Annotated in this window: 17 protein-coding genes and 1 pseudogene; 8 read left to right on the top strand and 10 right to left on the bottom strand. The window is 72.6% G+C overall.

The window, feature by feature from the left end:
• Positions 1 to 114: 114 nt before the first annotated feature.
• The gene (locus G6W55_RS39205) at positions 115 to 3,018 is read left to right on the top strand and encodes a glycosyl hydrolase (protein WP_303049893.1); all 2,904 of its coding nucleotides are present in this window, start codon (positions 115 to 117) and stop codon (positions 3,016 to 3,018) included.
• A 57-nt stretch (positions 3,019 to 3,075) separates the two neighbouring features.
• Here the strand turns inward: G6W55_RS39205 and G6W55_RS08225 are convergent, their stop codons facing one another.
• Positions 3,076 to 3,669 (bottom strand): TetR-like C-terminal domain-containing protein, encoded by a 594-nt coding sequence (locus G6W55_RS08225; RefSeq protein WP_175520127.1) that lies wholly within the window; start codon positions 3,667 to 3,669, stop codon positions 3,076 to 3,078.
• Positions 3,670 to 3,893: 224 nt separating this feature from the next.
• Here G6W55_RS08225 and G6W55_RS08220 point away from each other — a divergent pair, with 224 nt between their 5' ends.
• Positions 3,894 to 5,036 carry a hypothetical protein gene (locus G6W55_RS08220; protein WP_175520126.1) on the top strand — a complete coding sequence of 381 codons (1,143 nt, stop codon included), beginning with the start codon at positions 3,894 to 3,896 and terminating at the stop codon, positions 5,034 to 5,036.
• 19 nt (positions 5,037 to 5,055) lie between these two features.
• Here G6W55_RS08220 and G6W55_RS08215 read toward each other — a convergent pair whose 3' ends face one another.
• The 7 genes from G6W55_RS08215 to G6W55_RS08185 all read right to left on the bottom strand — a co-directional run bounded on the left by G6W55_RS08215 (position 5,056) and on the right by G6W55_RS08185 (position 12,868).
• Entirely contained in the window at positions 5,056 to 6,390 is a 1,335-nt protein-coding gene (locus G6W55_RS08215; RefSeq protein WP_175520125.1) for a jacalin-like lectin, read from the bottom strand.
• A gap of 57 nt (positions 6,391 to 6,447) precedes the next feature.
• Positions 6,448 to 6,894 carry a hypothetical protein gene (locus tag G6W55_RS08210; protein ID WP_175520124.1) on the bottom strand — a complete coding sequence of 149 codons (447 nt, stop codon included), beginning with the start codon at positions 6,892 to 6,894 and terminating at the stop codon, positions 6,448 to 6,450.
• 65 nt (positions 6,895 to 6,959) lie between these two features.
• Positions 6,960 to 7,805: a carbohydrate ABC transporter permease gene (locus G6W55_RS08205; protein WP_175520123.1), complete on the bottom strand. Its 846-nt coding sequence runs from the start codon at positions 7,803 to 7,805 to the stop codon at positions 6,960 to 6,962.
• Positions 7,802 to 8,719, bottom strand: coding sequence for a carbohydrate ABC transporter permease (locus G6W55_RS08200; protein ID WP_175520122.1), 918 nt, complete (start codon positions 8,717 to 8,719; stop codon positions 7,802 to 7,804). The genes G6W55_RS08205 and G6W55_RS08200 overlap by 4 nt, the downstream gene beginning before the upstream one ends.
• A gap of 20 nt (positions 8,720 to 8,739) precedes the next feature.
• The gene (locus tag G6W55_RS08195; RefSeq protein ID WP_175520121.1) at positions 8,740 to 10,002 is read right to left on the bottom strand and encodes an ABC transporter substrate-binding protein; all 1,263 of its coding nucleotides are present in this window, start codon (positions 10,000 to 10,002) and stop codon (positions 8,740 to 8,742) included.
• Positions 10,003 to 10,181: 179 nt separating this feature from the next.
• Positions 10,182 to 11,420 (bottom strand): ROK family transcriptional regulator, encoded by a 1,239-nt coding sequence (locus G6W55_RS08190; protein WP_175520120.1) that lies wholly within the window; start codon positions 11,418 to 11,420, stop codon positions 10,182 to 10,184.
• A 125-nt stretch (positions 11,421 to 11,545) separates the two neighbouring features.
• Positions 11,546 to 12,868: an FAD-binding protein gene (locus G6W55_RS08185; RefSeq protein ID WP_175520119.1), complete on the bottom strand. Its 1,323-nt coding sequence runs from the start codon at positions 12,866 to 12,868 to the stop codon at positions 11,546 to 11,548.
• A gap of 148 nt (positions 12,869 to 13,016) precedes the next feature.
• On the opposite strand from G6W55_RS08185, the gene G6W55_RS08180 reads away from it, so the two are divergent.
• From G6W55_RS08180 to G6W55_RS08160, 5 genes are all read left to right on the top strand, one after another.
• The gene (locus G6W55_RS08180; RefSeq protein WP_030792942.1) at positions 13,017 to 14,336 is read left to right on the top strand and encodes a radical SAM protein; all 1,320 of its coding nucleotides are present in this window, start codon (positions 13,017 to 13,019) and stop codon (positions 14,334 to 14,336) included.
• A 174-nt stretch (positions 14,337 to 14,510) separates the two neighbouring features.
• On the top strand, positions 14,511 to 16,022 hold the full coding sequence (locus G6W55_RS08175) for a cellulose-binding domain-containing protein (protein WP_175520118.1): 1,512 nt from the start codon (positions 14,511 to 14,513) through the stop codon (positions 16,020 to 16,022).
• A 288-nt stretch (positions 16,023 to 16,310) separates the two neighbouring features.
• Complete coding sequence (gene rsgA / locus G6W55_RS08170; protein WP_175520117.1) at positions 16,311 to 17,414, top strand: ribosome small subunit-dependent GTPase A; 1,104 nt, start codon at positions 16,311 to 16,313, stop codon at positions 17,412 to 17,414.
• 88 nt (positions 17,415 to 17,502) lie between these two features.
• A complete protein-coding gene (locus G6W55_RS08165) occupies positions 17,503 to 18,888 on the top strand; it encodes an AlkA N-terminal domain-containing protein (RefSeq protein WP_175520116.1) in 1,386 nt (461 codons plus the stop codon).
• Positions 18,885 to 19,400, top strand: coding sequence for a methylated-DNA--[protein]-cysteine S-methyltransferase (locus tag G6W55_RS08160; protein WP_254876152.1), 516 nt, complete (start codon positions 18,885 to 18,887; stop codon positions 19,398 to 19,400). The genes G6W55_RS08165 and G6W55_RS08160 overlap by 4 nt, the downstream gene beginning before the upstream one ends.
• 152 nt (positions 19,401 to 19,552) lie before the next feature.
• On the opposite strand, the pseudogene G6W55_RS08155 reads toward G6W55_RS08160, so the two are convergent.
• Positions 19,553 to 20,032 (bottom strand): annotated as a pseudogene (locus tag G6W55_RS08155) (DUF456 domain-containing protein); the annotation flags it as partial.
• 36 nt (positions 20,033 to 20,068) lie between these two features.
• Positions 20,069 to 21,082 carry a LuxR family transcriptional regulator gene (locus tag G6W55_RS08150; RefSeq protein WP_175520114.1) on the bottom strand — a complete coding sequence of 338 codons (1,014 nt, stop codon included), beginning with the start codon at positions 21,080 to 21,082 and terminating at the stop codon, positions 20,069 to 20,071.
• Positions 21,083 to 21,481: 399 nt separating this feature from the next.
• On the opposite strand from G6W55_RS08150, the gene G6W55_RS08145 reads away from it, so the two are divergent.
• Positions 21,482 to 23,140, top strand: coding sequence for a protein phosphatase 2C domain-containing protein (locus G6W55_RS08145; protein WP_175520113.1), 1,659 nt, complete (start codon positions 21,482 to 21,484; stop codon positions 23,138 to 23,140).
• Positions 23,141 to 23,158 lie beyond the last annotated feature (18 nt).

Raw genomic sequence — 23,158 nt, 5'->3', positions numbered from 1 at the left:
GGGCATTCGCTCTGCCTCCTGTCGAAGGGTGCCCCCATGCCAAGTGCCAGTGTTCAGCCATTGGCCGCCGTGCCGAGATCCGCTCCTACGCCCTGGCGGCGAGCGGTGCTGTTCATGACCCTCGCCGCCCTGCTCGGCGCGGTGCTCACCGTGCTCAACTCCACGTCGGCCGACGCCGGCACGGTGGGGGCGGGCAGTTACACCACCACGGCGCCCGGTCCGCTGCCCTCGGGCTGCGGAGACCTGTCCACCAACCCGCGCCGCTGGGTGACGGACAACGCCCCGTCAGGTGGCGTGCCCACCAACGACTGGTGGTCGTCGATCCTGTGGAAGCGCACCAACTGCGCATACGGCGAGCCCCTGTTCGCCCAGCCGCTCGGCTTCCGCGCCCAGTCGGGCGGGCTCGGCGTCTCCTACAGCACCACGCCGTCGATCTCCGGCAGCGCCAAGGGCGTGGGGGAGTACCACTACGAGTACCAGGAGGACTTCGTCGCCGGTGTCACCGGTCTCGCCGCCCCCGAGGTGAAGGTCGACGACTGGAGCGACTGGACCGTCACCCCCTACCTCAGCGACGGCACCCGCACCCTGCGGGCGACCATCGGATCCGGACTGCCGTTCACCTACTACCGGGCGACCGGCGGCAACGCGCAGATCAAGGCCGCGGCCGGCGCGACCGTCGACGTCTGGTCCAACTCCGGTTCCAGGATCGGCTATTCGGTCAACGGCCACGACTACGTCGCCTTCGCCCCGACCGGCGCCACCTGGACGGTCAGCGGCTCCACCTTCACCTCCACCCTCGCGGGCAAGGACTACTTCTCGACCGCCGTCCTGCCGACCACCTCGTCCACCCCGGCCGCCGACCGCACCGCGCTCGCGACCGAGTACACCAAGTACGCCCACGCCCACGTCACCGGCACCGCCGTGTCCTACCGGTACGACGAGGCGGACAGCACCCTGACCACCACGTACCGCTTCACCACCACCGCCCGTGAAGGCTCCGAGACCGGCACGGCCGCGGCCCTACTCCCGCATCAGTGGCGCTACTTGGCCGGCGGCAGCCCGCTGCCGCAGACGTACGTCTCCTCGCGCGGCCCGCTGAAGGTGCTCACCGGCATCACGTCCTTCACGACCTCGATGCTCTACCACGGAGTGCTGCCCGAGATTCCGGCGGTCGCCGACAGTTCCGGTGCCGACGCCGCCACGCTCCAGACCTATCTGAACGCCGAACTGGGCGACCCCACCCGCCAGCAGGCCGACGACACCTACTGGACCGGCAAGGGCCTCGGCCGCGCCGCACGCCTCGCCGAGATCGCCGACCAGACCGGCAACACCGCCGTCCGCGACGCCGCCCTGTCCGCGATCAAGTCCAAGCTGACGGACTGGCTCACCGCCTCACCGGGCGAGACCGGCCGCCTGTTCTACTACGACGACAAGTGGGGCACCCTCATCGGCTACCCCGCCTCCTACGGCTCCGACCAGGAGCTGAACGACCATCACTTCCACTACGGCTACTACATCGCCGCGGCCGCGACCCTCGCCAAGTTCGACCCCGCCTGGGCCGACAGCGACCGCTACGGCGGCATGATCGACCTGCTCATCCGGGACGCCAACAACTACGACCGCACCGACGAACGCTTCCCCTACCTGCGCGACTTCGACATCTACGCCGGACACGACTGGGCCGCGGGACACGGCTCGTTCGCCGCGGGCAACAACCAGGAGTCCTCCTCCGAGGGCATGAACTTCGACAACGCCCTCATCCAGTGGGGCATCGCCACCGGCGACACGGCCGTCCGGGACGCCGGCATCTACATGTACGTCACCCAGGCCGCCGCCATCCAGGACTACTGGTTCGACACCCGTGACCAGATCTACCCGAGCGCCTTCCCGCACAAGGGCGTCGGCATGGTCTGGAGCAACGGCGGTTCCTACTCGACCTGGTTCTCCAGCGCCCCCGAGCAGATCCAGGGCATCAACCTGCTGCCGGTGACCGGCGGACACCTCTACCTCGGCTACGACCCCGCCTACGTCAGGACCAACTACCAGGAGATGCTGGACCAGTCGGGCCGCACCCAGCCGTCCATCTGGACCGACATCTGGTACGAGTACCTCGCCCTGGGCGACGGCGACGCGGCCCTCGCCGCCTTCCGCGCCAACCCGTCCTTCACCTCCGAGGAGGGTGAGAGCAAGGCCCACACCTTCCACTGGATCCGCAACCTCGCCGCCCTCGGCACCGTGGACACCACCGTCACCGCCGACCACCCGCTGACCAGCGTGTTCGTCAAGAACGGCGCCCGCACGTACGTCGCCTCCAACATCACCGACACCGATTCCACCGTGCGCTTCTCCGACGGAACCACCGTCCAGGTGCCCGCCGGCAGGACCGTCACGGCCGGCGCCCACGTCTGGTCCGGCGGCAGCGCGTCCGGCGGCGACCCGGACCCCGACCCGACCCCGACCTCCACCCCCACGTCCACCCCGACCTCGACCCCCACCTCCTCCCCGTCACCGACCCCGACTCCCACCTCGTCCGACGGCACCGGCTCCTCGCCCACCCTCTATCTGACCGACGACGGGAAGCTGTCGGCCACGGCCGGCACCGCGGGCAGCGCCACGGTCCCGTCCGCCGACGGCGCCAACCGTGACGGCACCCCTTACAAGCCGCTCACCTACACCGCTTCCGGGCTCGACCTGGACCGCACCGGCGGCAGCACCCGGTTCGATCTGTCCGTCGACGCCGGCAACGTCGTCGGCAACGGCGTCCAGATCCAGGTGTCCTACGACTGCTCCGGCAGCGGCGGCACCTGGGACCGCGTCGAGACGTACCGCTACTTCGCCACCGACCCGGTCCCCGGCTGGGAGCACTACACCGAGAGCGCCGGACTGGCCTCCGCGACCGGCACCCTCTGCGATCTGAGCGACGGAACCGTGCAGGTCAAGGTGTGGAACGCCCTGGGCAACGCGCCCAGCACCCTCGGCACCGGAGAGCGGGCGGTCCTGCGCCTGCCCTTCGACTGACCGGGCTGACCGGACGGTCTCCCGACGGCCTGACGCCCGCCTCCGCCGAGGCGGGCGTCAGGCCGATTCCGTGGCGCCGTCGGTCTCGCGGGGCCAGTGGGTGAGGGCCATGTGCAGGGCGTCGACGGCCTTGTCCCAGGACCGCTGGACGTCCCGGGGCGCCCCGAAACCGCCCCCGGCCTCCAGGGCGCAGTACCCGTGGAAGGTGCTGCGCAGCAGACGGACGGCGTCGGTGAGATCCGGTTCGGCCAGGCCGTAGCCCCGGAGCATCCCGTAGGTGATCTCGGCGGTGCGGCGCAGTTCCGGGCTGTCGGCCGCGGCGGACTGGTCGATACGGATCTGGGTCGCCGCGTACCGTCCGGGGTAGCTCAGCGCGTACTCCCGGTACGCCCCGGCGAAGGCGACCAGCGCGTCCCGGCCCGCCAGCCCGGCGACGGCCACCGCGATCCGGTCGATCATCTCGCCGCCGACCAGCAGTGCGAGCCGTGTCCGCAGGTCTTGGAGGCTCCGCACATGCGAGTACAGGCTCGCGTCCTTGACCCCGAACCGCCGGGCCAGCGCCGAGAGGGTGACCCCCTCGAACCCGGCCTCGTCGGCCAGTTCGGCCGCGGCCGCGACGAGACGGTCGGTGGAGAGGCCGACTCGGGGCATGGGTTCCGCCTTGCGGGTGGGTACGGGGTGCGGGCGTCCGGGAGGTCCCGTACGGACGTCCCCGGAGATCCTAAGCCGCCCGCGCGAGGGCGGGACGGGTCGGCGCGATCCCCGCTGTGATCAGGTTCACATCAACCAGATGGGTGGCCGGGGCAACTGGTCGAACGGCTGGGATGTCCCCTAGGGGAAACGAACCGGAGGCCGAAGAAAGGCGTTTCCCCACCGTGGCCGGCAGATCACCCGAAGAGCCCGCAGACGGCTCCTCCCTATCCGACGACGCGCTGCGCGCCTTCCTGGAGGAGAGCGAGGCGCGCACCGCCGCCGCGCCCAAGGAGCCCTCCGCCCGTGCCCGCATGGTCACCGAGCGGCTGCGGCAGCAGGACGCCCGGGGTGAGACGCCCGCGGCCTGGCGGACCGCGCCCGACGCGGCGGCCCGGCGCGTGCGGCGCGGCAAGATCTGGTCGGCCGTCGGCGTGGCCGCCTGCGTCGCCCTGCTGGCCGTCGCACTGAAGCCGTCCCTGATCCCCGGCGACCCGTTCGGAGGGAACGAACCCGAGGCCGTCACGGCACCGCTTCCCGCGGAGACCGCCCGGCCGACCGAGGCACCGGAGGACGTGCCCGACCAAGTCCCCACCCTCGACCGGCCGTTCGCCGGCTCCCCGGCGCTCCGCTGGGCCGACGGCGAGGCCGGGATCCTCCTGCCGGACGCGAAGCCCGTCGGGAAGGAGCCGAAGGAACGCGTGGCGCAGGCGCTGGAGCTGACCCGGAAACTGCTGATCGCCGCCAACCTCGACCCCAAGACGCTGCGCGGTGAGCGCCCCACCGCCGCGCTCTCCGTGCTCGACCCCAAACAGCCCGAACTCCTCGACCGGTTGAACGCCTCGCTGCGGGCCCCGAACAAGACCGACGACCCGCTGTTGATGTTCAGCCGCTTCGACCCCGACGAGGTGAGGGTCATCGGCGACGTGGTCAAGACACGCGGCCGGATCACGTTCGGGAAGGGCAAGAACGGCGGTGTGGCCGTGCACGCCGACTACACCTTCGTCTACCCCGTCGTCCGCGCCGACGGCTCCGTGGAGGTGACCCGCACCATCGTGCGCCGGGTGCTCGACGTGGAGCTGCCCGACCCGGCGCACTACGACGTCACCGCCGGCCGGCTCCTCGTCGTGCGGTACGACGAGGAGGCGGGCAACTCCGCCTGTGACGTCTACGACGGCTTCCTGCACCCGCACTTCCCCACCACCCCCGGCTCCTCCGCCGAGTCCACCGACCCCGCGCAGACCGGCCCGACGGTGGACCCGTACGACCGGCGCAGGGACATCGGCGAGGACCGCGACGAGAACTGCGGAAGCGTCTCCCGCGTGTGACCGGAACAGCCGCCCGGGCTCAGGTGATCGGCGCGTACAGCACGCCCAGCTTGTCCACCTCGGCCCCCGAGCGACCGGTGAAGCCGACGATCTGCCGGCCGGCGGGTGCCGTGAAGGTGACGGTGTCGGCGGTCGGCGACCCGGCGGACACGGTGCGCGAACGGTCGGTGGTGAAGGCCGCCGAGAAGATCCTTGTACGGCCGTCCTTCTGACCCTGCGTCAGCTTCACGGAGGTGAGGTGCTCGCCCGCCGCCAGGGTCAGTGACGTGGCCGTGCCTCCCGTGCCGCCGTGGGTCAGTGCCGTGCCGTCGTCGTGGGTCAGCGTCACCGCGTCGAGACGGGAGCCGCCCCGCAGGGTCAGGGTGCGCGGGGCCGGGGCGGCGGGCAGGTCGTCGGCGTCGTTGAACGCGGTGCCGTGCGGGCCGCCGAAGAAGTCGCTGGCCCGCAGCGCGGAGTCGAGGGTGTAGGAGAAGTCGACCGTGTGCGGGAAGTGGTCCGACAGATTGCCGCCCGCGGAGTCCAGGAACGACGCCCACTCGTTGTGATAGCGGGTCGCGGTCAGGGAGAACAGCGGGCCGCCCCGGTAGAGGACCTTGTCCACGACCTCGCAGTCGTCCGGCGGTGCCGTCGTCGGGCACAGCAGCGCGTCGGCGCCCTGCGCCGGCCGGGTGCCGCCCTTCACCAGCCGCACCCAGGCATCGGTCAGACCGTTCTCGTCGGCGAGCGTGCGGATGGTGTCACCGGCGCGGGTGTAGCGGGTGTTGGTGTCGCCCATCACGATCACCGCGTTGCCGGACGAGTTGGCCCGGACGAAGTCCGACAACTGCGCGATGTTGGCCCGGCGGGCGGCCAGCGCGGCGTCCGAGTCGTCGGCGTTGGTGTGCACGTTGTAGAGGTCCACGAACACGCCCTCCGCAAGTCGCACCCGGGCCAGCGTGAAGCCTTTCGGGGTCAGGCAGTTGGTGCCGGTGCAGTCGTTCCAGCGCACCCGCTCGAAGTCCTGGAAGGGGAGGGTGGAGAGGGTGTTGAGCCCGTCGCCGAAGCCCGCGCCCCCACTGGTCGCCGTACGGTACGGGTGGTTGTCGCCCGCGTACAGCGCCGCGTGGTAGTTGAAGTCCTCCTGGACGTTCACGATGTCGTACGGCGCCAACCGGGGTGAGATCAGCGGGGTGTTGGTCGCCGGATGCCCGGAGCTGAGGCCCTCGGGCAGACCCGCGACGTTGTACGTCAGGACGTCGAAGGAGCCCGAGGCGGCGGCGGTGTCGGTGGCCGCCTGTGCCGGGACGGTGGCGCTCGCGGTCAGCCCGGCCAGCGCGAGGAGGCCGGCCGAGAGGGTGCCGATGAGTCGTCTCATGTGGAGTGTCTCCGGTCGTGGGGGAGGGAGAGTTTGGAGCGGAAGGGGGGCGGGACGTCAGCCCAGCTCGCCGATCGTCCGTACGTGCGCCGGGTCCTGCGATCCGCGGCCTCCCGCGCATTCCCAGACCACCCGGTCGTCGTCCAGGCCCGGATGCATCCCGAGCCCGTGCTCGGCGCAGACCGGCCACACCTGCCACAGGCACTCCAGCACCGTGTCCTGCGCCGCGTCCGCCACGGAGGCGAGCGCGTCCGCGGGGTCGGCCTGTGATGCGTCGTTCAGGTGATTGCCGTGCCAACGGCCGTCCGGGAGGGCCACGTACACGTGCTCGGCCGGTTCCCACCCGACGTCGGCATCGGACGGTACGGCCAGCAGCCGCAGCGGTCCGCGCCCTGGCAGCAGGGCGGCCAGATCGCGGTTGACGAGGGCCAGCGCCTCGTCCCAGGCGGGGTGCTCGCCGGGGCGGACCGCGCGGGGCCCGGGCCCGGTGAAGGGATCGTTCATGCAGGTCATCGTCGGGCACGAGGCCGGTCGGCCGCATCCGCGTATCCGGCTCCCGGGACAACGGTTCAGCCCTTGATGCCGGACTGGGCGATGCCCTGGACCAGCCAGCGCTGGAGGAAGAGGAACACGCACAGCAGGGGGAGGAGGGACAGGGCCGTGGCCATGAAGATCAGGTGGTAGTTGACGGTCTGGTTGGTCATGTACGAGGACAGCGCCACCTGGACCGTCCAGGCGCTCGGGTCCTGGCCGATGACCAGCGGCCACAGGAAGGAGTTCCAGCCGTTGATGAAGGTGATCGTGGCGATCGCGGCGAAGAAGTTGAGGGAGTTGGGGACCACGATCCGCCAGTAGGCGCCCCAGTACCCGAGGCCGTCCACCCGGGCCGCCTCCTCCAACTCCCGTGGAAAGCCCAGGAAGTACTGCCGGAACAGGAAACAGGTGAAGCCGCTGAACAGGCCGGGGATGATCAGGCCGCGGTAGGAGTCGATCCAGCCGAGGGACGACACCAGCACGAAGCCGGGTACGAAGGTGACGGCCGTCGGGACCATCAGCGTGAACAGGACGCCGTAGAAGACCTTGTCGGCGTGGCGGTACGGGATGCGGGCCAGGCCGTAGCCGGCCAGCGAGCACACCAGCAGGGTGCCGACGGTGTGCAGGACGCCCACGACGAGGGAGTTGACCATCGCCCGGCCGAAGTCGACGGTGGTGTCCCGGAAGGGTTCGGTGATGTTGCCCCACTGGATGTCCGTGGGGAACAGCGTCCAGTCCTCGCCGGTGATCTCCGGGTCCGTGGCGAGGGCGTTGCGGACCAGGACGTAGAACGGCACGAGGAAGAGGAGCGCGGCGACGCCGACGGCGAGGTGGAGGCCCAGGCGCGGGGCGCGCCGCGTTCCGTTCGAGGTGGTGGTCATCCGGTGTCCCCGCCCCTTCCGAATCCCATGATCCTGCCCTGGAAGAGGGTGACGACGATGATCAGCAGCGTGAGGATCACCGCGCCCGCGCTGCCCGCGCCGTAGTCCTGGCTGTCGCCGAGCGCGGTGTAGTACAGCTCGACCAGCGGCGGCCGGCCCCAGGTGGTCTTGGACAGCAGGTTGTAGAACTCGTCGAACGCCTGGTAGGCGGCGATCAGGAGCAGCAGGATCACGGCCGTCGAGGTGGCCCGCAGTTGCGGCAGCGTGATGTGGCGGAAGGTCTGGAAGCCGGGCTTCGCGCCGTCGATCGCGGCGGCCTCGTACAGCTCGCCCGGGATGTTCTGGAGCGCGGCCAGGAAGAGGATCATGTAGAAGCCCGACTGGAGCCACAGGCGTGCGCTGACGATGACCAGCCAGTACCAGGGCGGGTCGGGGTCGGCGAGCCAGGCGATGTTCTCGACGCCGAACCAGCCGATGACGGTGTTCGCCAGGCCGAAGCGGACGCCGTTGAAGAGGGACATCTTCCAGATGAGGGAGGCGGCGACGTAACTGCACGCCGTGGGAAGGAAGAAGACCGACCGGAAGAACGCCCGCATGAACCGCAGCCGGTTCACCAGCAGCGCCAGACCGAGCGAGAGCGCCCAGGTCGTGGGCACGATGATCGCGGCGAACACGGTGAACGTGCCCAGCGCGCCGGTGAAGTTGTCGTTCTCCAGCATGGCGCGGTAGTTGTCGAGACCGACGAACGTGCTGGGGGTGACGGTGAAGCGGGCCTCGAAGAAGCTGAGCCAGAGGCTCCAGCCGATCGGGACGTAGACGAAGACCAGCAGGCCGGCGAGGAACGGCCCGGTGAAGAGCCAGAAGGTGAAGGTGGCGGACGCTCGGTTCCGGGCGCGCCCGGTCGTGGTCGGCATCTCGGGGTCCGTCCGCCGGCCTATCCGAACAGCTTCTTCAGCTCGGCGCCCACCACCTTGTCGCACCGGTCCAGCGCGGCCTCGGGATCACCGCCCTTGCGCACGGCGTCGGCGAAGACGTCCTCCGTCGCCTTGATCATGGCCTGGGTCCAGCCGATGTTGTCGAAGTGGCCGTACTCGGTGAAGAGTTGGACCCCTTCGGCCGGGAGCCCGGACTTGAGCTTCTCGGCGGACCGGGCGATCGAGGTGCGCGGCGGGATGTGGAAGCCGTAGGAGAGCGCCCAGTCCTCCTGGTACTCCTTCTGGTCGATCCACAGCCACTTCACGTACTCCTTGGCCTCGTCGGCCCGTTCGCTCTTGGCGTTGACGAACATCGACCAACCCCCGTTGTAGACGGCGGGTTTGCCCGAATCGCCGACCTTGGGGAAGGGGAAGACGCCGAGGTCGTCGCCGAGCGCCTTCTGCATCACGGGCATGGCCCACATGCCGCAGAACTGGATGGCGGTCAGGCCCTGGACGAGCGCGGACGGGTCCCAGTAGTCGGCCGGCGCGTCGAGCAGCAGATCGCCGCTGGTGAACAGCTCGCGCATCTGCCGGATACCGCCGACGACCGCGTCGGTGTGGTACGCGGGCCGGTTGTCCGCGTCCAGGGTGTCGGCGCCGGCCGCCCAGATCAGCGGGCGGATGACCGCGTGCAGGGTGTTGCCGAGGTAGACGCCCTTGACCTTGTCCGTGGTGAGCCGGGCCGCCGCTTCGAGCAGCTCGTCGAGGGTCTGCGGGACGCCGACCCCGGCCTTCTCCAGCAGTGACCTGCGGTAGAAGAAGAACTGCGGGTCGTCGATCATCCGGACGCCGTAGATCTTGCCGTCCACCGTGTGCGACTGGATGTCGGCCTGGTTGAAGTCGTCCTCGACCGGCGTGACGAGGTCGGTGAGATCGGCGACCTGTCCGCTCCTGACGAGCTGGATCTGCGGGTGGAACTCGAAGAGGTCCGGCGCCTTCTCGGTGAGCAGCGAGGCGAAGAGCTTGCTCTCGAAGTTCGAACCGGTGATCCACTGGGTGCTGACGTTCGCGTCCCGGTACGCCTTGGCGTACCGCCTGATGGCCTGTTCGGTGCCCGCCTCGCCGTAGGCGTGGAAGTACTGGACGAGTCCGTCCCCCGAACCTCCGCCGCCCCGGCCGTTGTTGCCGCCGCAGGCGCTGAGCGCACCGGCTGCGGCCAGGCCGGTGGCGGCGCGGAGGAGGGAGCGGCGGGACCAGTTGCTCGTGCTCGATGCCGACATGCTGACGTCCTTGTCTGGAACTCTCGAAGTACGGCGGCTCACATCTGGTTGCGGAGCCGGACGCTAACCTTCGGCCAAGGCTTCGGCAAGGGATCAGACGAAGTCTGTTCGAAGAGTTGTCGATCGTTCGGGATGTCGAACGTCCTCGCGCGCCGCCTCCGACGAGAGTGACATCGGTGTCAGGCCGACGGTGCCGTACGGCCGCGTGCCCCCGCCGCGCGCCGCTGGCCCACCGTCTGGAGCGCCCCTTCGAGCGCGAAGGTGGCCGCCCCCAGGCAGACCGGGTCGGTGGGGATCGGGGACAGCACGATCCGGTTGGCGGCCAGCGGCCGTCGCAGCGCGTGCCGGGCGACCGCCTCGCACACCTCGTCCAGGAGCGGTTCGCCGAGCCGGGCGGCGACCCAACTGCTCAGCACGACCACCTCGGGGTTGAGCACATTGACCAGCACGGCGATACCGGCCCCGAGGTAACGGGCCGTGTCCCGTACGACCTTGACGGCCACCGGGTCCCCCGCGGCCACCCCGGCCGCCAGCGCGTCGATCGTGGCGGTCTGGTCCCCGGGGTGCAACAGCGGGCTGCGCGGGCTGAGTTCACGCAGGTTCTGCATGATCCCGAGCGCGCCGACGTACGTCTCCACGCAGCCGTGGTTGCCGCAGCGGCACAGCCGGCCGTCGAGCACCAGCGTGGTGTGCCCCCACTCGCCCGCGCTGTTGCTGACACCCCGGTGCAGCCCGCCGCCCAGGACGAGTCCGGCGCCCACGCCCGTGCCGAGGTTGACCACGACCGCATCGCCGTGGCCGCGCGCCGCCCCGAACCACAGCTCGGCGACCGCGCTGGCGCGCAACGGGTTGTCCAAGTGCAGCGGGTAGGCGATGTGTTCGGAGAGCAGGTCGAGCAACGGCACGTCGTGCCAGTCCCAGTTGGGCGCGTACTCGGCGACACCCGTGTCGCGGTCCACCTGTCCCGGCACGCTCACCCCGACGCCGAGCACCCGGGCCGCCTCGACACCTGCCTGCGCCACCACCGAGCCGACGGCGGCCGTCACATGGGCGACCACCCGCTCCGGCCGGCTCTCGCCGGGGCGCATGTGCTCCTCGGCGCGGGCCAGGACGTTCAGCGCCAGGTCGAACAGCTCGACATGGACGTACGTCTCGGCGATGTCCACGCCGATCAGCGCGCCGCCCGACGCGTTCACGGCCACGAGACCGCGGGGGCGGCCGCCCGCCGAGTCCTCGAAACCGACCTCCGTGATCATGCGGAGGTCGAGCAGCTCGCCGACGAGCGTGGCGACCGTGGCGAGGGAGAGTCCGGTGGCGGCCGCCAGCTCCTGGCGGGAGGTGGGGGAGGCGGCGATGATCTGGCGCAGCACCTCGTAGCGGTTCGCGGTGCGGATGTCACGGGACGTGCCGCGCTTCATCGGACTCCTCTCGCCGCACGCCAGGCTAGGGCGGCACCCGGAGGTTCGACAAGGGGTTCGGAAAGGGGCTTGATTAAGTCCGGCCTGATCACGGTGGTCGCTTCCGGCGGCCGGTCGCCGCCGGCTCAGCTCTCCAGCACACCCCGTACGAACGCGTTCGTGAACGTCCCGGCCGGATCCAGCTCCCGCACCAGCGCCGCGAAGTCGTCGAGCCGCGGATACCGCTCCCGCAGCGCGGCGGCCGGTGTCTCGAACACCTTGCCCCAGTGCGGCCGCGGCGCGAAGGGCTCCAGCGCGGACTCCACCGCTCGCACCACGGGAAGCACCGCCGCCGTGTCCTCCACCCAGGTGAAGTGCACGGCGACCGAGTCACGCCCGTACGCCGGGCTCAGCCACTGCTCGTCGGCGGCGACCGTGCGCACCTCGCAGGTCTGGAGCACCGGCGACACCGTCGCCCGGATCCCGTCGAGCGCGCGCAGGGCGCCGAGGGCGTGCTCGCGCGGCATCAGGTACTCGCTCTGGAGCTCCTGGCCGCTGCTCGGCGTGAACTCCGCCCGGAAGTGCGGCAGCCGCTCGTGCCACGGCCCCGGCACCCCGAACTGCTCCGTGCAGTGGACCGCGGGCATCCCCGGCACCGGGTGCAGGGCCTCGGTCGCGGGCGCCGCCCACGGGAACGCCGCGAGCGGCTGGTCGGTGCGCCGCTTCAGCCACACCTGACGGAAGCCCGGCGCACGCCAGTCGGTGAACAGGCTCACGCTGTACGCGGCCGCCGCCACCGTCTCGAAGTCCAGTCCCTCCAGCGGGAGTTCGGTGAACAGATGCTGCTCGACCTCGAACGCGGGGGACAGGTCCAGAGTGAGCGCGGTGACCACGCCGAGCGCGCCGAGGGAGGTCACGGCGCCGCCGAACCGGGGGTCGTCCCGGCCGACGGTGACGGTCGCACCGTCTGCCGTGAGGATCTCCACCTCGCGCACGGGCGCGGCGAGCGAGCCGTTGCGGACGCCCGAGCCGTGCGTACCGGTCGCCACCGAACCCGCCACCGAGATGTGCGGCAGGGAGGCCATGTTCGGCAGTGCGAGACCGTGCTCGTCCACCCGGCGCGCCAGCTCGGCGTACCGCACCCCGCCGCCGACCCGTACGGTCCGGGCCGTCGTGTCCACGTCGATCTCGGCCGGCAGGGCGTCCAGCGAGAGCAGCACACCGTCCGCGCCCGGCTCGGCGATCAGGTTGAACGAGTGCCCGCTGCCCAGCACCCGTACGCGCGCGGCGCCCGCCACCAGCGCGCGCAGGGCCTCCGGTGTCGCCGGGCGGTGCAGCTCCCGCGCGGCGAACGTGATGTTGCCCGCCCAGTTCGTACCCGTCCAGTTCGCACCGGTACGCACCACGGCGGACGGATCCGCACCGCTCTCGCCCGTACCGCTCCCGTTCGTACCGGTCGTGTTCGACATCCGACTGCTGCCTTCCCGAGGAGATCGGGAACCCGGAGTTCCCAGGTGGAACCTACCGCGCGCGCAACACGAGGCCCCCCGCCCCCACGCCCGCCACCCCGGGGGCATACCGTGAGGAGTCGTACGCCTGAGCCGGGAGGACAGAGGGATGGGCAGCCGTACCGCGCTGGTCGAGGATCTGATGGAGCGGTTTCCGCACGTTCCGCGGGAGGCCGTCTTCAAAGAGGACCTCCTGCGCGGGGGAGTGGCCTTCGACCCCTCCGCCCTGAGCGACAACGAATCGGGGGAGGTCAAGCCGAAGTCGTACTTCATCTTCTCCTTCGACCACGGCACCCTGCCCGAGCTGGGCGAGGCCGCGCTGCGCCGGCCGCCGGAGGAGATCATCCTCACCGGCGGGCCCTACGACCTGCGGCGCACCGTGGTGTCCGTGCGGGTGAACCCGGCCTCGCCGTACCGGGTGGCCGCCGACGAGGAGGGGCTCCTCGGGCTCTACCTCGACGGGAAGCGCATCGCGGACGTCGGCGTGCCGCCGATGCCCGAGTACTACCGGCACACGCTCTCCAACGGGAAGTCCGTCATGGAGGTCGCCCCCACCATCCAGTGGGGCTATCTGATCTACCTGACCGTCTTCCGGGTCTGCCAGTACTTCGGCGCCAAGGAGGAGTGCCAGTACTGCGACATCAACCACAACTGGCGCCAGCACAAGGCGGCCGGCCGGCCCTACACCGGCGTCAAGGACGTCGACGAGGTGCTGGAGGCCCTGGAGATCATCGACAAGTACGACACCGCGAAGGCGTCCACCGCCTACACCCTCACCGGCGGCGCCATCACCAAGACGGTCGGCGGCCGGGACGAGGCCGACTTCTACGGCCGGTACGCCAAGGCCATCGAGGAGCACTTCCCGGGCCGCTGGATCGGCAAGGTCGTCGCCCAGGCGCTGCCCCGCGACGACGTGCAGCGGTTCAAGGACTACGGCGTGCAGATCTACCACCCCAACTACGAGGTGTGGGACGAGTATCTGTTCAAGATGTACTGCCCCGGCAAGGAGCGCTACGTCGGCCGGGACGTGTGGCACCAGCGGATCCTCGACTCCGCCGAGGTGTTCGGCGCGCGCAATGTGATCCCCAACTTCGTGGCGGGCGTGGAGATGGCCGAGCCGTTCGGCTTCACCACCGTCGACGAGGCGATCGCGTCCACCACCGAGGGGCTGCGCTTCTTCATGTCGCACGGCATCACCCCGCGCTTCACCACCTGGTGCCCGGAGCCGACCACCCCGCTGGGCAAGGCCAATCCGCAGGGCGCGCCGCTGGAGTACCACATCCGGCTGCTGGAGGCGTACCGCGCCACCATGGACGAGTTCGGGCTCGCCTCGCCCCCCGGATACGGCCCGCCCGGACCCGGCCGCGCCGTGTTCTCCGTCAGTTCCTTCATGGACAGTCTTCCGGCGCAGGAGGCGACGGCCGTATAGTCCCCGCACGGTTCGTCGGTCCCCGCACGGTCGGTGTCCGTGCCGCCGCTGTCCGTGCGGGAGCCGCTTGTCAGTTGTGTCGGTCACGTGAAAAGCTCTGCGACTGCCGCGAGGTTCCCCCCAACTCCATTGCCGTCATGGTGAGTTGACCTCGCTTGTGGATGCAGGAGACTCATGCCCGACCTGCCGACTCCGAAGGACGCCGTAGAAGCGGCACTGTTCTCCGAGTGCTGGGACGCCGTCCTGTCGTACGCGGACCTGTGCACCTCGGGTTCTACGGCGGCCAATCAACTGGCCCGCGAAGCCTTCGCGTTCGGCATACGCGAGGCCCGCGCCGCCGAAGGCGGGGGTGTACGGGGATCGGGGCGCCGTTCTCCCCGGCTGCCCCGGATCCCCCTGCTGCTGACGGCCGTTCGCCAGACGGCGGCCGCCTGGGAGGCCGCCGGACAGGGTCACAAACTCGACCCCGACCTGCGGCTCTGGCTCAACTCCGAGAAGGCCGCCCGCTTCACGGGGCCGCCGCTCAGCCGCCCCATAGCGCTGCGCGGACTGCGCGACATGCAGGAGCAGGACGCCACCCTGCTGTGGCTCGCGGAGGTGGAGGCGCTGCCGCTGCACTCCGTGGTCCGCCGGCAGGGCCTCGACCCGGCCGCCGCCGTCGAGGAACTCAACCAGGTCCGCGGCCTGTTCAGGGACCGCTGCCACCGCAACCACGTCGACACCCCGATGCCGGCCGAATGCCGCAGCTACGTCCGGCTGCTGGACGCCGTCACCCGCTCCCACATCGCCGAGACGCCCGAGGACCTCTCCCGGCACCTCGCCACCTGCGTCGAGTGCGCCGAGGCCGCCGCCTGTCTGCGGCTGCACGGCGGCGGGCTGCCCGCCGCGCTGGCCGGCGGCGTCATCGGCTGGGGCGGCCTCGCCTATCTGGAGCGCCGCCGCCGGGCCGCCGAGGTCCGCCTCGGCGCCGGACGCCCCGACACACCGGACCAGGACGCCGAGCCCTCACCGGCCCTCACCGGCCGCGCCCGGGTGCTGCGGGGCGGGCTCGCCGCCGCGGCCGTCCTGGTCTCCGTGCTGGCCCTCGCCATGTCGATGAAGTCCGGCGGCGACGGCGCCGTCACCGACGCGCAGGGCGGCGCCGCCGACAGCACCCCCGTGGCCGGATCCGGCGACCCCTCCCTCCCGGCCGCCCCCGCCACCTCCGGCGCTCCCGCCGGCGCCTCCGCCACGCCGTCCACCGCACGCCCCACGCGGTCGGCCGCCGCCACGTCGAGCCCCACCGCGGACGACCGGCCCGACCCCGAACCGCAGGGCACCTCCTCCACCACCGCCGGGACGGGCACCGGGCAGTCCTCCGGCGCCGAGGACCCCGCCTGCACGGTCGCCTACCGGCTCGTCGACCAGTGGTCCGACGGCTTCCAGGCCACGGTCACGGTCACCACCGACGACGCCCTCGACGGCTGGCGCGTCGCCTGGTCCTTCCGCGGCGGCCAGCGGGTCAACCAGATGTGGGACGCGGCCTTCACCCAGAACGGCACCGGCGTCGTGGCGTCCGCCGCCCACTACAACCGCACCGTCGCCCCCGGCGGCAGCCTCTCCTTCGGCTTCATCGCCTCCTGGCAGGGCACGAACCCGGCACCGCAGGGATTCACGCTCAACGGGCGGGAGTGCGCGGGTGCCTGACCGTCTTTGGGCCCGCCCGTAAATACGTGGCGGGCCCCTGGACGCCTGCATATCCTGGGCGGGCTCCACGCGTTCTTCACGACCGGACCCCGGAACAGGAGGTGTGACCGATGACTGTCGCAACCACCGGTGCTGCTCACCGCAGCCACCAGACGATCGTCCGCTCCACCTCCACGGCCTCCGGCTGACCTGATCTCCTCCCGCGCCCATGAGCGCGGTGCCGGGGCCGCCCTTGTGAAGGGTCACCCCTTGTCTGTCTCGCTTTCCTCTTCCCTTTCGTCCGTCCCGATGTCGTCGCACCCTCTCGCCGCCTACGGCTGGGACGAGGACTGGGCCGACGCGTTCGCGCCGTACGCCGAGCGGGGTCTGCTGCCCGGCCGGGTCGTCCGGGTCGACCGCGGTCTGTGCGACGTCGTCACCGAGGCCGGTACGGTCCGCGCCGACACCGAGTTCGTCGTACCGCGCGACCCGCTGAAGGTCGTCTGCACCGGCGACTGGGCCGCCGTCGACCCCGAGGGCCTCGACCCCCGGTACGTGCGGGCGCTGCTGCCGCGCCGTACCGCGTTCGTGCGCTCCACCTCCTCCAAGCGGTCCGAGGGGCAGATCCTCGCCGCCAACGTCGACCACGCCGTCGTCGCGATGTCCCTCGCCGTCGAACTCGACCTCGGCCGGGTCGAACGGTTCCTCGCGCTGGCCTGGGAGTCCGGCGCCCAGCCCGTCGTCGTCCTCACCAAGGCCGACCTCGTGCCCGACCCGGTCGTGCTGTCGTACCTCGTGCAGGACGTCACCACCACCGCGCCCGGCGTCCCGGTCCGCACCGTCAGCGCCCACGAGGGCGAGGGCGTCGGCGACTTCGCCGCACTCCTCGGACAGGGCACGACCGTGCTGCTCGGCGCGTCCGGCGCCGGCAAGTCGACCCTCGCCAACGCGCTCGTCGGCCAGGACGTGATGGACGTACAGGCCACCCGGGACATGGACGGCAAGGGCCGGCACACCACGACCACCCGCAACCTGCTGCTCCTGCCCCACGGCGGCGTCCTCATCGACACCCCCGGCCTGCGCGGCGTCGGCCTCTTCGACGCAGGCGACGGGGTCGGCCAGGTCTTCACCGAGATCGAGGAGTACGCACGGCACTGCCGCTTCCAGGACTGCGCGCACGAACGCGAGCCCGGATGCGCGGTCCTGGCCGCCGTGGACGACGGCGACCTCCCCGTCCGCCGCCTGGACAGCTACCGCAAACTCGTCCGCGAGAACCAGTGGATCGTCGCCAAGTCCGACGCCCGCCTCCGCGCCGACATCCGCCAGGACTGGAAGCGCAAGCGCGCCGAGGGCCGCGCGGCGGGCGAGGCGAAGCGGGGACGGGGGACGTGGAGGCCGGCGCCGCCGCGCTGACAGCGGCCCGTCCCGCCCCCGCACCCATCCCACCCCCACGTCCGATTTCCGCTAGCACCATCCCCGGCGTGGGCGAAGACTGGAGGGCATGACGGAGCTGGACAGCAGGTACGAGGCCGTGCGGAGTCGGGACGCCCGGTTCGACGGGGAGTTCTTCTTCGCGGTCACGACGACCGGGATCTACTGCCGGCCGAGTTGCCCCGCCGTGACGCCGAAGCGGGCGAACGTGCGGTTCTTCGCGACGGCCGCCGCCGCGCAGGGGGCGGGGTTCCGGGCCTGCCGACGGTGTCGGCCGGACGCCGTTCCCGGGTCCGCCGACTGGAACGTACGGGCCGATGTCGTGGGCCGGGCCATGCGGCTGATCGGGGACGGCGTCGTCGACAGGGAGGGCGTCGCCGGGCTCGCCGTACGGCTCGGGTACAGCGCCCGCCAGGTGCAGCGGCAGCTCACCGCCGAACTGGGCGCCGGCCCCGTCGCGCTCGCCCGCGCCCAGCGCGCCCACACCGCGCGGACCCTGCTCCAGACCACCGGGCTGCCGGTGACGGAGATCGCGTTCGCGTCCGGGTTCGCCAGCGTGCGCCAGTTCAACGACACCGTCCGGACCGTGTACGCGGCCACCCCGACCGAGCTGCGGGCCGCCGTACGCGGCGCACCCCGGACTGCCACCCCGGCCTCCGGCATCCCGCTGCGGCTCGCCCACCGCGGCCCCTACCCGGCCGGACCGGTGTTCGACCTGCTGGCCCGCGAGGCCGTGCCCGGCGTGGAGGAGGTGAGCGGTCCGCCCGGCGCCCGCACCTACCGCCGTACGCTGCGCCTGCCGTACGGCACCGGGATCGTCGCCGTCGACGAGCGGGCCCAGGACCCGGGACGCGCCACGGCCGTGCATCCCGGCGGCTGGCTGGACGCCCGGCTGAGCCTCACCGACCCGCGCGACCTCACCACCGCCGTACAACGGCTGCGACGGCTGTTCGACCTGGACGCCGACCCGTACGCCGTCGACGAGCGGCTCGGCGCCGACCCCCGGCTCGCCCCGCTGGTCGCCGCCCGGCCCGGACTGCGCGCGCCGGGCGCCGCCGACCCGGAGGAGTACGCCGTCCGGGCCCTGGCGGGACCCACCGCGGCCGCGGAACTCGTCCGCGCCCACGGCAAGGCCCTCGACGCGCCCGCCGGAACCCTCACCCACCTCTTCCCCGAACCGGCCGCCCTCGCCGCCGCCCCCGGCCCCCTCGGCACCCTCGCGGCGGCCCTCGCCGACGGCGCCGTCCGCCTCGACCCCGGCGCCGACCGGGACGACGCCCAGGCCGCCCTGCTCGCCCTGCCGGGCCTCGACGGCCGTACCGTGGCGGCGATCCGGGCCCGCGCCCTCGGAGACCCCGACGTCGCACCGCCCGGCACCGCCGTCCCCGACACCTGGCGCCCCTGGCGCACCTACGCCCTTCACCATCTGCGCGCTGCGGAGGACCTCACCCCATGACCATCAACATGCCCGAACTCGTCTACTGGACCGGCGTCGAGAGCCCCGTCGGGCCGCTGCTGCTCACCGCCGACCCCGACGGGACCCTGACCTCCCTCTCCGTGCCGGGCCAGAAGGGCGGGCGGACCGTCCAGGACGGCTGGCGGCAGGACCCCGGCCCCTTCCGCGCCGCCGAGGAACAGCTCGCCGCGTACTTCGCCGCCGAGCTGAAGGAGTTCCGGCTGCCGCTGCGTGCCCGCGGCACCGAGTTCCGCGAGCGGGTCTGGGACGCCCTGGACGCCGTCCCCTACGGGGCGACCACGACGTACGGCGAGATCGCGGCCCGGATCGGCGCCTCCCGCCCCGCCGTCCGCGCCGTCGGCGGCGCGATCGGCGCCAACCCGCTGCTGATCCTGCGCCCCTGCCACCGGGTGATCGGCGCCGACGGCTCCCTCACCGGGTACGCGGGCGGCCTGGAGCGCAAGACGCGGCTGCTCGCGCTGGAGGGCGTACTGCCGATGCCGGTGCCGTAGGCGGCGACACCCGCGCCCCCGGACGGCCTCAGCCCACGGCTCCGCCCCGGACGGCCTCAGCCCCACAGTTCCGCCCCGCGCGGCCTCCGCCCCGCGCGGCCTCCGCCCCGCGCGGCCTCCGCCCCGCGCGGCCTCCGCCCCGCGCGGCCTCCGCCCCACAGCTCCGCCCCCGCCCACGCGCCCGCGATCAGCAGACACGTGAACAGTTCCGCGAGGACGCTCCAGCCGCCCGAGCGCATCGCCGTCCGCAGCGCCGCCCGCGCCTCGCCGCGGCCGCCGAGGCGGAGGCGCTCGCAGAGGTAGATGCCGCCCATGAAACCGGGGATCGCGCCGACCACCGGCACCAGCACGAAACCGAGGAACGCCCCGACCCCCGCGTACACCGCCATCCGGGGGGTCGCCCCCGCCTCCCGCAGCCGGCGCGGCGGCAGGGCCCAGCGCACCACCTGGCACAGCAGCAGCGCGACGGTCGCACCGACCAGGACGCCCCAGGCGACCGGCCGCGGATCCTTCAGCGCCCACCACAGGACCGCGGCCCACACCAGCCACGACCCCGGCACCCCGGGCACCAGCACTCCGCACAGGCCGAACAGGATGACCACGCCGACCAGCAGGAGTTCCCACGCTCCCATCTGCCCAGGGTGCCCGAGCCCCGGAGAACCCGCAGGTCAAGACCGTGGGGCAGACACCGCCCCCGGGACGTCCCGCGCCACCCAGCCGCGCTCGTACGCGTGCCAGCCGAGCTGGAGCCGGGTCGACACCCCCGTCAGCTCCATCAGGCCCTTCACCCGGCGCTGTACGGTCCGCAGGCCCAGGTCGAGCTGCTTGGCCACGCTCGCGTCGGTGAGCCCGGCCAGCAGCAGGGAGAGGATCTCCAGATCGACGGGGTCGGGGCCCTCGGGCGCCTGCTCGGCGACGGCGCCGTCCGCGCCCAGCCGCAGCGGCAGACCGTCCCGCCACACCGACTCGAACAGACCCGACAGCAGCTCCAGCAGCCCGCTCGCGTGCACCACCAGCGCGGCCGGCTCCGCCGAACGGCCGGTCAGTGGCACCAGCGCGAGCGCGCGGTCGGCCACCACCAGCTTCGTCGGCACCTTCTCCACCACCCGCACCCGCTCGTCCCGGCCGAGCGCCGCGGTCAGCTCCGTGACCCCGTCCGGCTGGTCCAGCACCGCCCGTTCCAGGACGACGCGGTAGCGGACCCCGCGCCGGGCGGCCTGTTCCTCCGCTTCGTTCTCCACCCCGGTCACCGCCACCGGCGTGCCCGTGACCAGCGCGCACACCTCCTCGCTCGCCCCGAGCTGGATCTGGAGGAAGCGCTGGGTGACGGCGGCGGCGCCCGTCACCACCTCGACCAGATCGTGCACGGACGGTTCGGCCGCCGCAGCCCGGTACTCCTCGGCGAGCAGCGCGGCCGCCAGCTCCGCCTGCTCCAGCTCGTGCCGCCGCTGGGTCAGCAGCGCGCCCAGCGCGACACCCGGCGGCGCGGCGACCCAACGGCCGGGCCGGCCCGAGGACTGCGCGGCGAGCCCGTGCCGCTCCAGCCGTCGCAGCGCGCGCTCGGTGTCGTGCTCGCCGAGCGCCAACCGGCGGGCGAGATCGGGCACATCGGCGGCGCCCAGCGCCACCAGCGCCCGGTACGCCGTCTCGTGCGTTCCGTCGAGCCCGATCGCTCCCAGCATCACCGCGGTGCGCCTCCTGCACGTGTCGTCGGATCCGTCCCCTTCGGCGGGAAACCGCCATGGCGCATTCCCGCCGTGACACAGCATCGCCGCACGGGTGCCCCCTCTGCAAAGGTGTGGACCACGTCGGGCCTTCGTGATCATCCGTGGACGCCCGGGCACCCCGGAACGTGGTCCGGACTCATGACGCGCAGGGGCGCACAGGGGAAGTGGGTCCGGGTCACCGAGTCGCCGGACGGTTCTCCCGTGGGGGGTGGGACCGTCCGGCGACCCCCATCGCCCCGATGTCTCGCACTGGTGTCCACCACGTCACCCGACCCGCTGTTCGACAGCGGTTCCCGGCCCGCATTTTCCCGATGCCCCGTTTTCAACCGGGCCGTGCGGTGGACAATTGGGGGCATGAGCCAGCAGGGGGGAAGGCCCACCGGTCATGAGGACGACTGGTGGGGGCAGCTTTACGACGACTCCACCGCGGACACGGGCCCGGCGCCCACCGCCGACTCCCTCGACGACCGATTCGCCTCGGCCTCGGGAGCGGTACGTCCCGTGGGTACGGCGGGTGATCCGGGCGACTCGGGTGACGCGTGGGACACCGGGGACACCAGGGGCGGCGGTGACGTCGGTGACGCGGTCGTGTCGATCCCGGAGCCGCGTTCGGAGAGCGGCGGGCCGGGCGACTGGTGGCGGGCGGAGAGCGGGACGGCCACGCCCCCGGGGCTGCCCCCCGTGGCGCCTCCGCCCGCGGTACCTCCGCCTGCCGCACCCACCCCCGTGGTGCCCGCGCCGCGCGACCGCACCGGCCGCGGCGCCGGAAGCGGCAACTGGAACGGCCCGGTGACCGGCGGCCCTTGGGAACCCCCGGCCCCCCTGCCCCCCGGCTTCGCCGGACACGGCACGCCCACGCCCCCGACCGCCCCCGCACCCCCGTCGACCCCACCCCGCCCCCCTGCCGAACCCCCCTCGCACCCACCCACCGCCGTAGACCTCCCCACGACCCCACCGCCCCCGGACCACACCCCACCGCCCCCCGACCACGCGCCCGAACACACCCCTGAACGCGCCCCCGAGACCACCCCCGGCACGCCCCTCACCCGGCCCCCGGCCTACGTCGGCTCCGGACCCCCCACCTACGACGCCGAGCCCACCGCCCTGCCCGCCGCCGACCCGGACGACCTCGACGACCTGGTCCCCGACACCGTCCTGGACGGCGCCCGGTACGGGGCGTGCGTGCTGCGGGCCGCGTCGGTGCGCGGGGACTCCGCGCGCTACCGGGGCGAGCCGCGCCGCGACTCCCTGCTCACCGCCCGCTTCGGCACCGGCGACCGGGCCCTCGTCCTGGTCGCGATGGCGACCGGCGCCCGCGCGACCCCGGGCGCGCACCGGGCGGCCGCCGAGGCGTGCCGGTGGATCGCGCGGGCCGTCGGGCGCAGCCATGTCCGGCTCGCCGAGGACATCAGGGCCGCCCGGCGCGGCGATCTGAAGTCCGGACTGCACCGGCTCACCGACCGCAGCCTCGGCAAGCTCCGCGCCGGCGCCGCCGAACAGGGCCTGGAACCCGAGGCGTACACGGCCACCCTGCGCTGTCTGCTGCTGCCCGCCGACCCCGACTGCCGGGTCCGGGTCTTCTTCGGGGTCGGCGCCGGCGGACTGTTCCGGCTGCGCGACGGCACCTGGCGGGACATCGAGCCGCAGGTGGGCGAGACCGCGGGCGGGCCGGTCGTCGGCTTCGGGGCGCCGCCCGCCGAGACCCCCGAGGGCGACCGGCTCACCATGGACCTCGGTGTCACCACAGCCCCCGACCCCTACGGGCCGCCGCCCGAGCCGCCCCGCGAACCCTTCCGGTTCCGGGCGTCCGTGGCCCGGCCGGGCGACACGCTCCTGATGTGCACCGGCGGCCTCGCCGAACCGCTGCGCGGCGAGCCCGAACTCTCCGCGCACCTCATGGAACGCTGGTCGGACCCCGCCCCGCCCGGCCTCGCCGCGTTCCTCGCGGACACCCAGGTCAGGGTGAAGGGCTACGCCGACGACCGTACGGCGGCGGCCGTCTGGGAGGCGTAACCGCGCGGCCCCGGCCAC

Origin of the sequence: Streptomyces sp. CAI-85, from assembly GCF_013363615.1 — a bacterium.
GTDB classification, from domain to species: Bacteria; Actinomycetota; Actinomycetes; order Streptomycetales; family Streptomycetaceae; genus Streptomyces; species Streptomyces antibioticus_B.
Note: the sequence above shows the minus strand (reverse complement) of the source record. Positions and strands in the feature narration are given on the sequence as shown.

Bases quoted from the DNA above. Each gene is read 5' to 3' on its own strand.
- G6W55_RS39205 (WP_303049893.1), top strand. From the start codon at position 115: ATGACCCTCGCCGCCCTGCTCGGCGCGGTGCTCACCGTGCTCAACTCC.
- G6W55_RS08225 (WP_175520127.1), bottom strand. From the start codon at position 3,669: ATGCCCCGAGTCGGCCTCTCCACCGACCGTCTCGTCGCGGCCGCGGCC.
- G6W55_RS08215 (WP_175520125.1), bottom strand. From the start codon at position 6,390: ATGAGACGACTCATCGGCACCCTCTCGGCCGGCCTCCTCGCGCTGGCC.
- G6W55_RS08210 (WP_175520124.1), bottom strand. From the start codon at position 6,894: ATGAACGATCCCTTCACCGGGCCCGGGCCCCGCGCGGTCCGCCCCGGC.
- G6W55_RS08205 (WP_175520123.1), bottom strand. From the start codon at position 7,805: ATGACCACCACCTCGAACGGAACGCGGCGCGCCCCGCGCCTGGGCCTC.
- G6W55_RS08200 (WP_175520122.1), bottom strand. From the start codon at position 8,719: ATGCCGACCACGACCGGGCGCGCCCGGAACCGAGCGTCCGCCACCTTC.
- G6W55_RS08195 (WP_175520121.1), bottom strand. From the start codon at position 10,002: ATGTCGGCATCGAGCACGAGCAACTGGTCCCGCCGCTCCCTCCTCCGC.
- G6W55_RS08190 (WP_175520120.1), bottom strand. From the start codon at position 11,420: ATGAAGCGCGGCACGTCCCGTGACATCCGCACCGCGAACCGCTACGAG.
- G6W55_RS08185 (WP_175520119.1), bottom strand. From the start codon at position 12,868: ATGTCGAACACGACCGGTACGAACGGGAGCGGTACGGGCGAGAGCGGT.
- G6W55_RS08180 (WP_030792942.1), top strand. From the start codon at position 13,017: ATGGGCAGCCGTACCGCGCTGGTCGAGGATCTGATGGAGCGGTTTCCG.
- G6W55_RS08175 (WP_175520118.1), top strand. From the start codon at position 14,511: ATGCCCGACCTGCCGACTCCGAAGGACGCCGTAGAAGCGGCACTGTTC.
- rsgA (WP_175520117.1), top strand. From the start codon at position 16,311: ATGTCGTCGCACCCTCTCGCCGCCTACGGCTGGGACGAGGACTGGGCC.
- G6W55_RS08165 (WP_175520116.1), top strand. From the start codon at position 17,503: ATGACGGAGCTGGACAGCAGGTACGAGGCCGTGCGGAGTCGGGACGCC.
- G6W55_RS08160 (WP_254876152.1), top strand. From the start codon at position 18,885: ATGACCATCAACATGCCCGAACTCGTCTACTGGACCGGCGTCGAGAGC.
- G6W55_RS08150 (WP_175520114.1), bottom strand. From the start codon at position 21,082: ATGCTGGGAGCGATCGGGCTCGACGGAACGCACGAGACGGCGTACCGG.
- G6W55_RS08145 (WP_175520113.1), top strand. From the start codon at position 21,482: ATGAGCCAGCAGGGGGGAAGGCCCACCGGTCATGAGGACGACTGGTGG.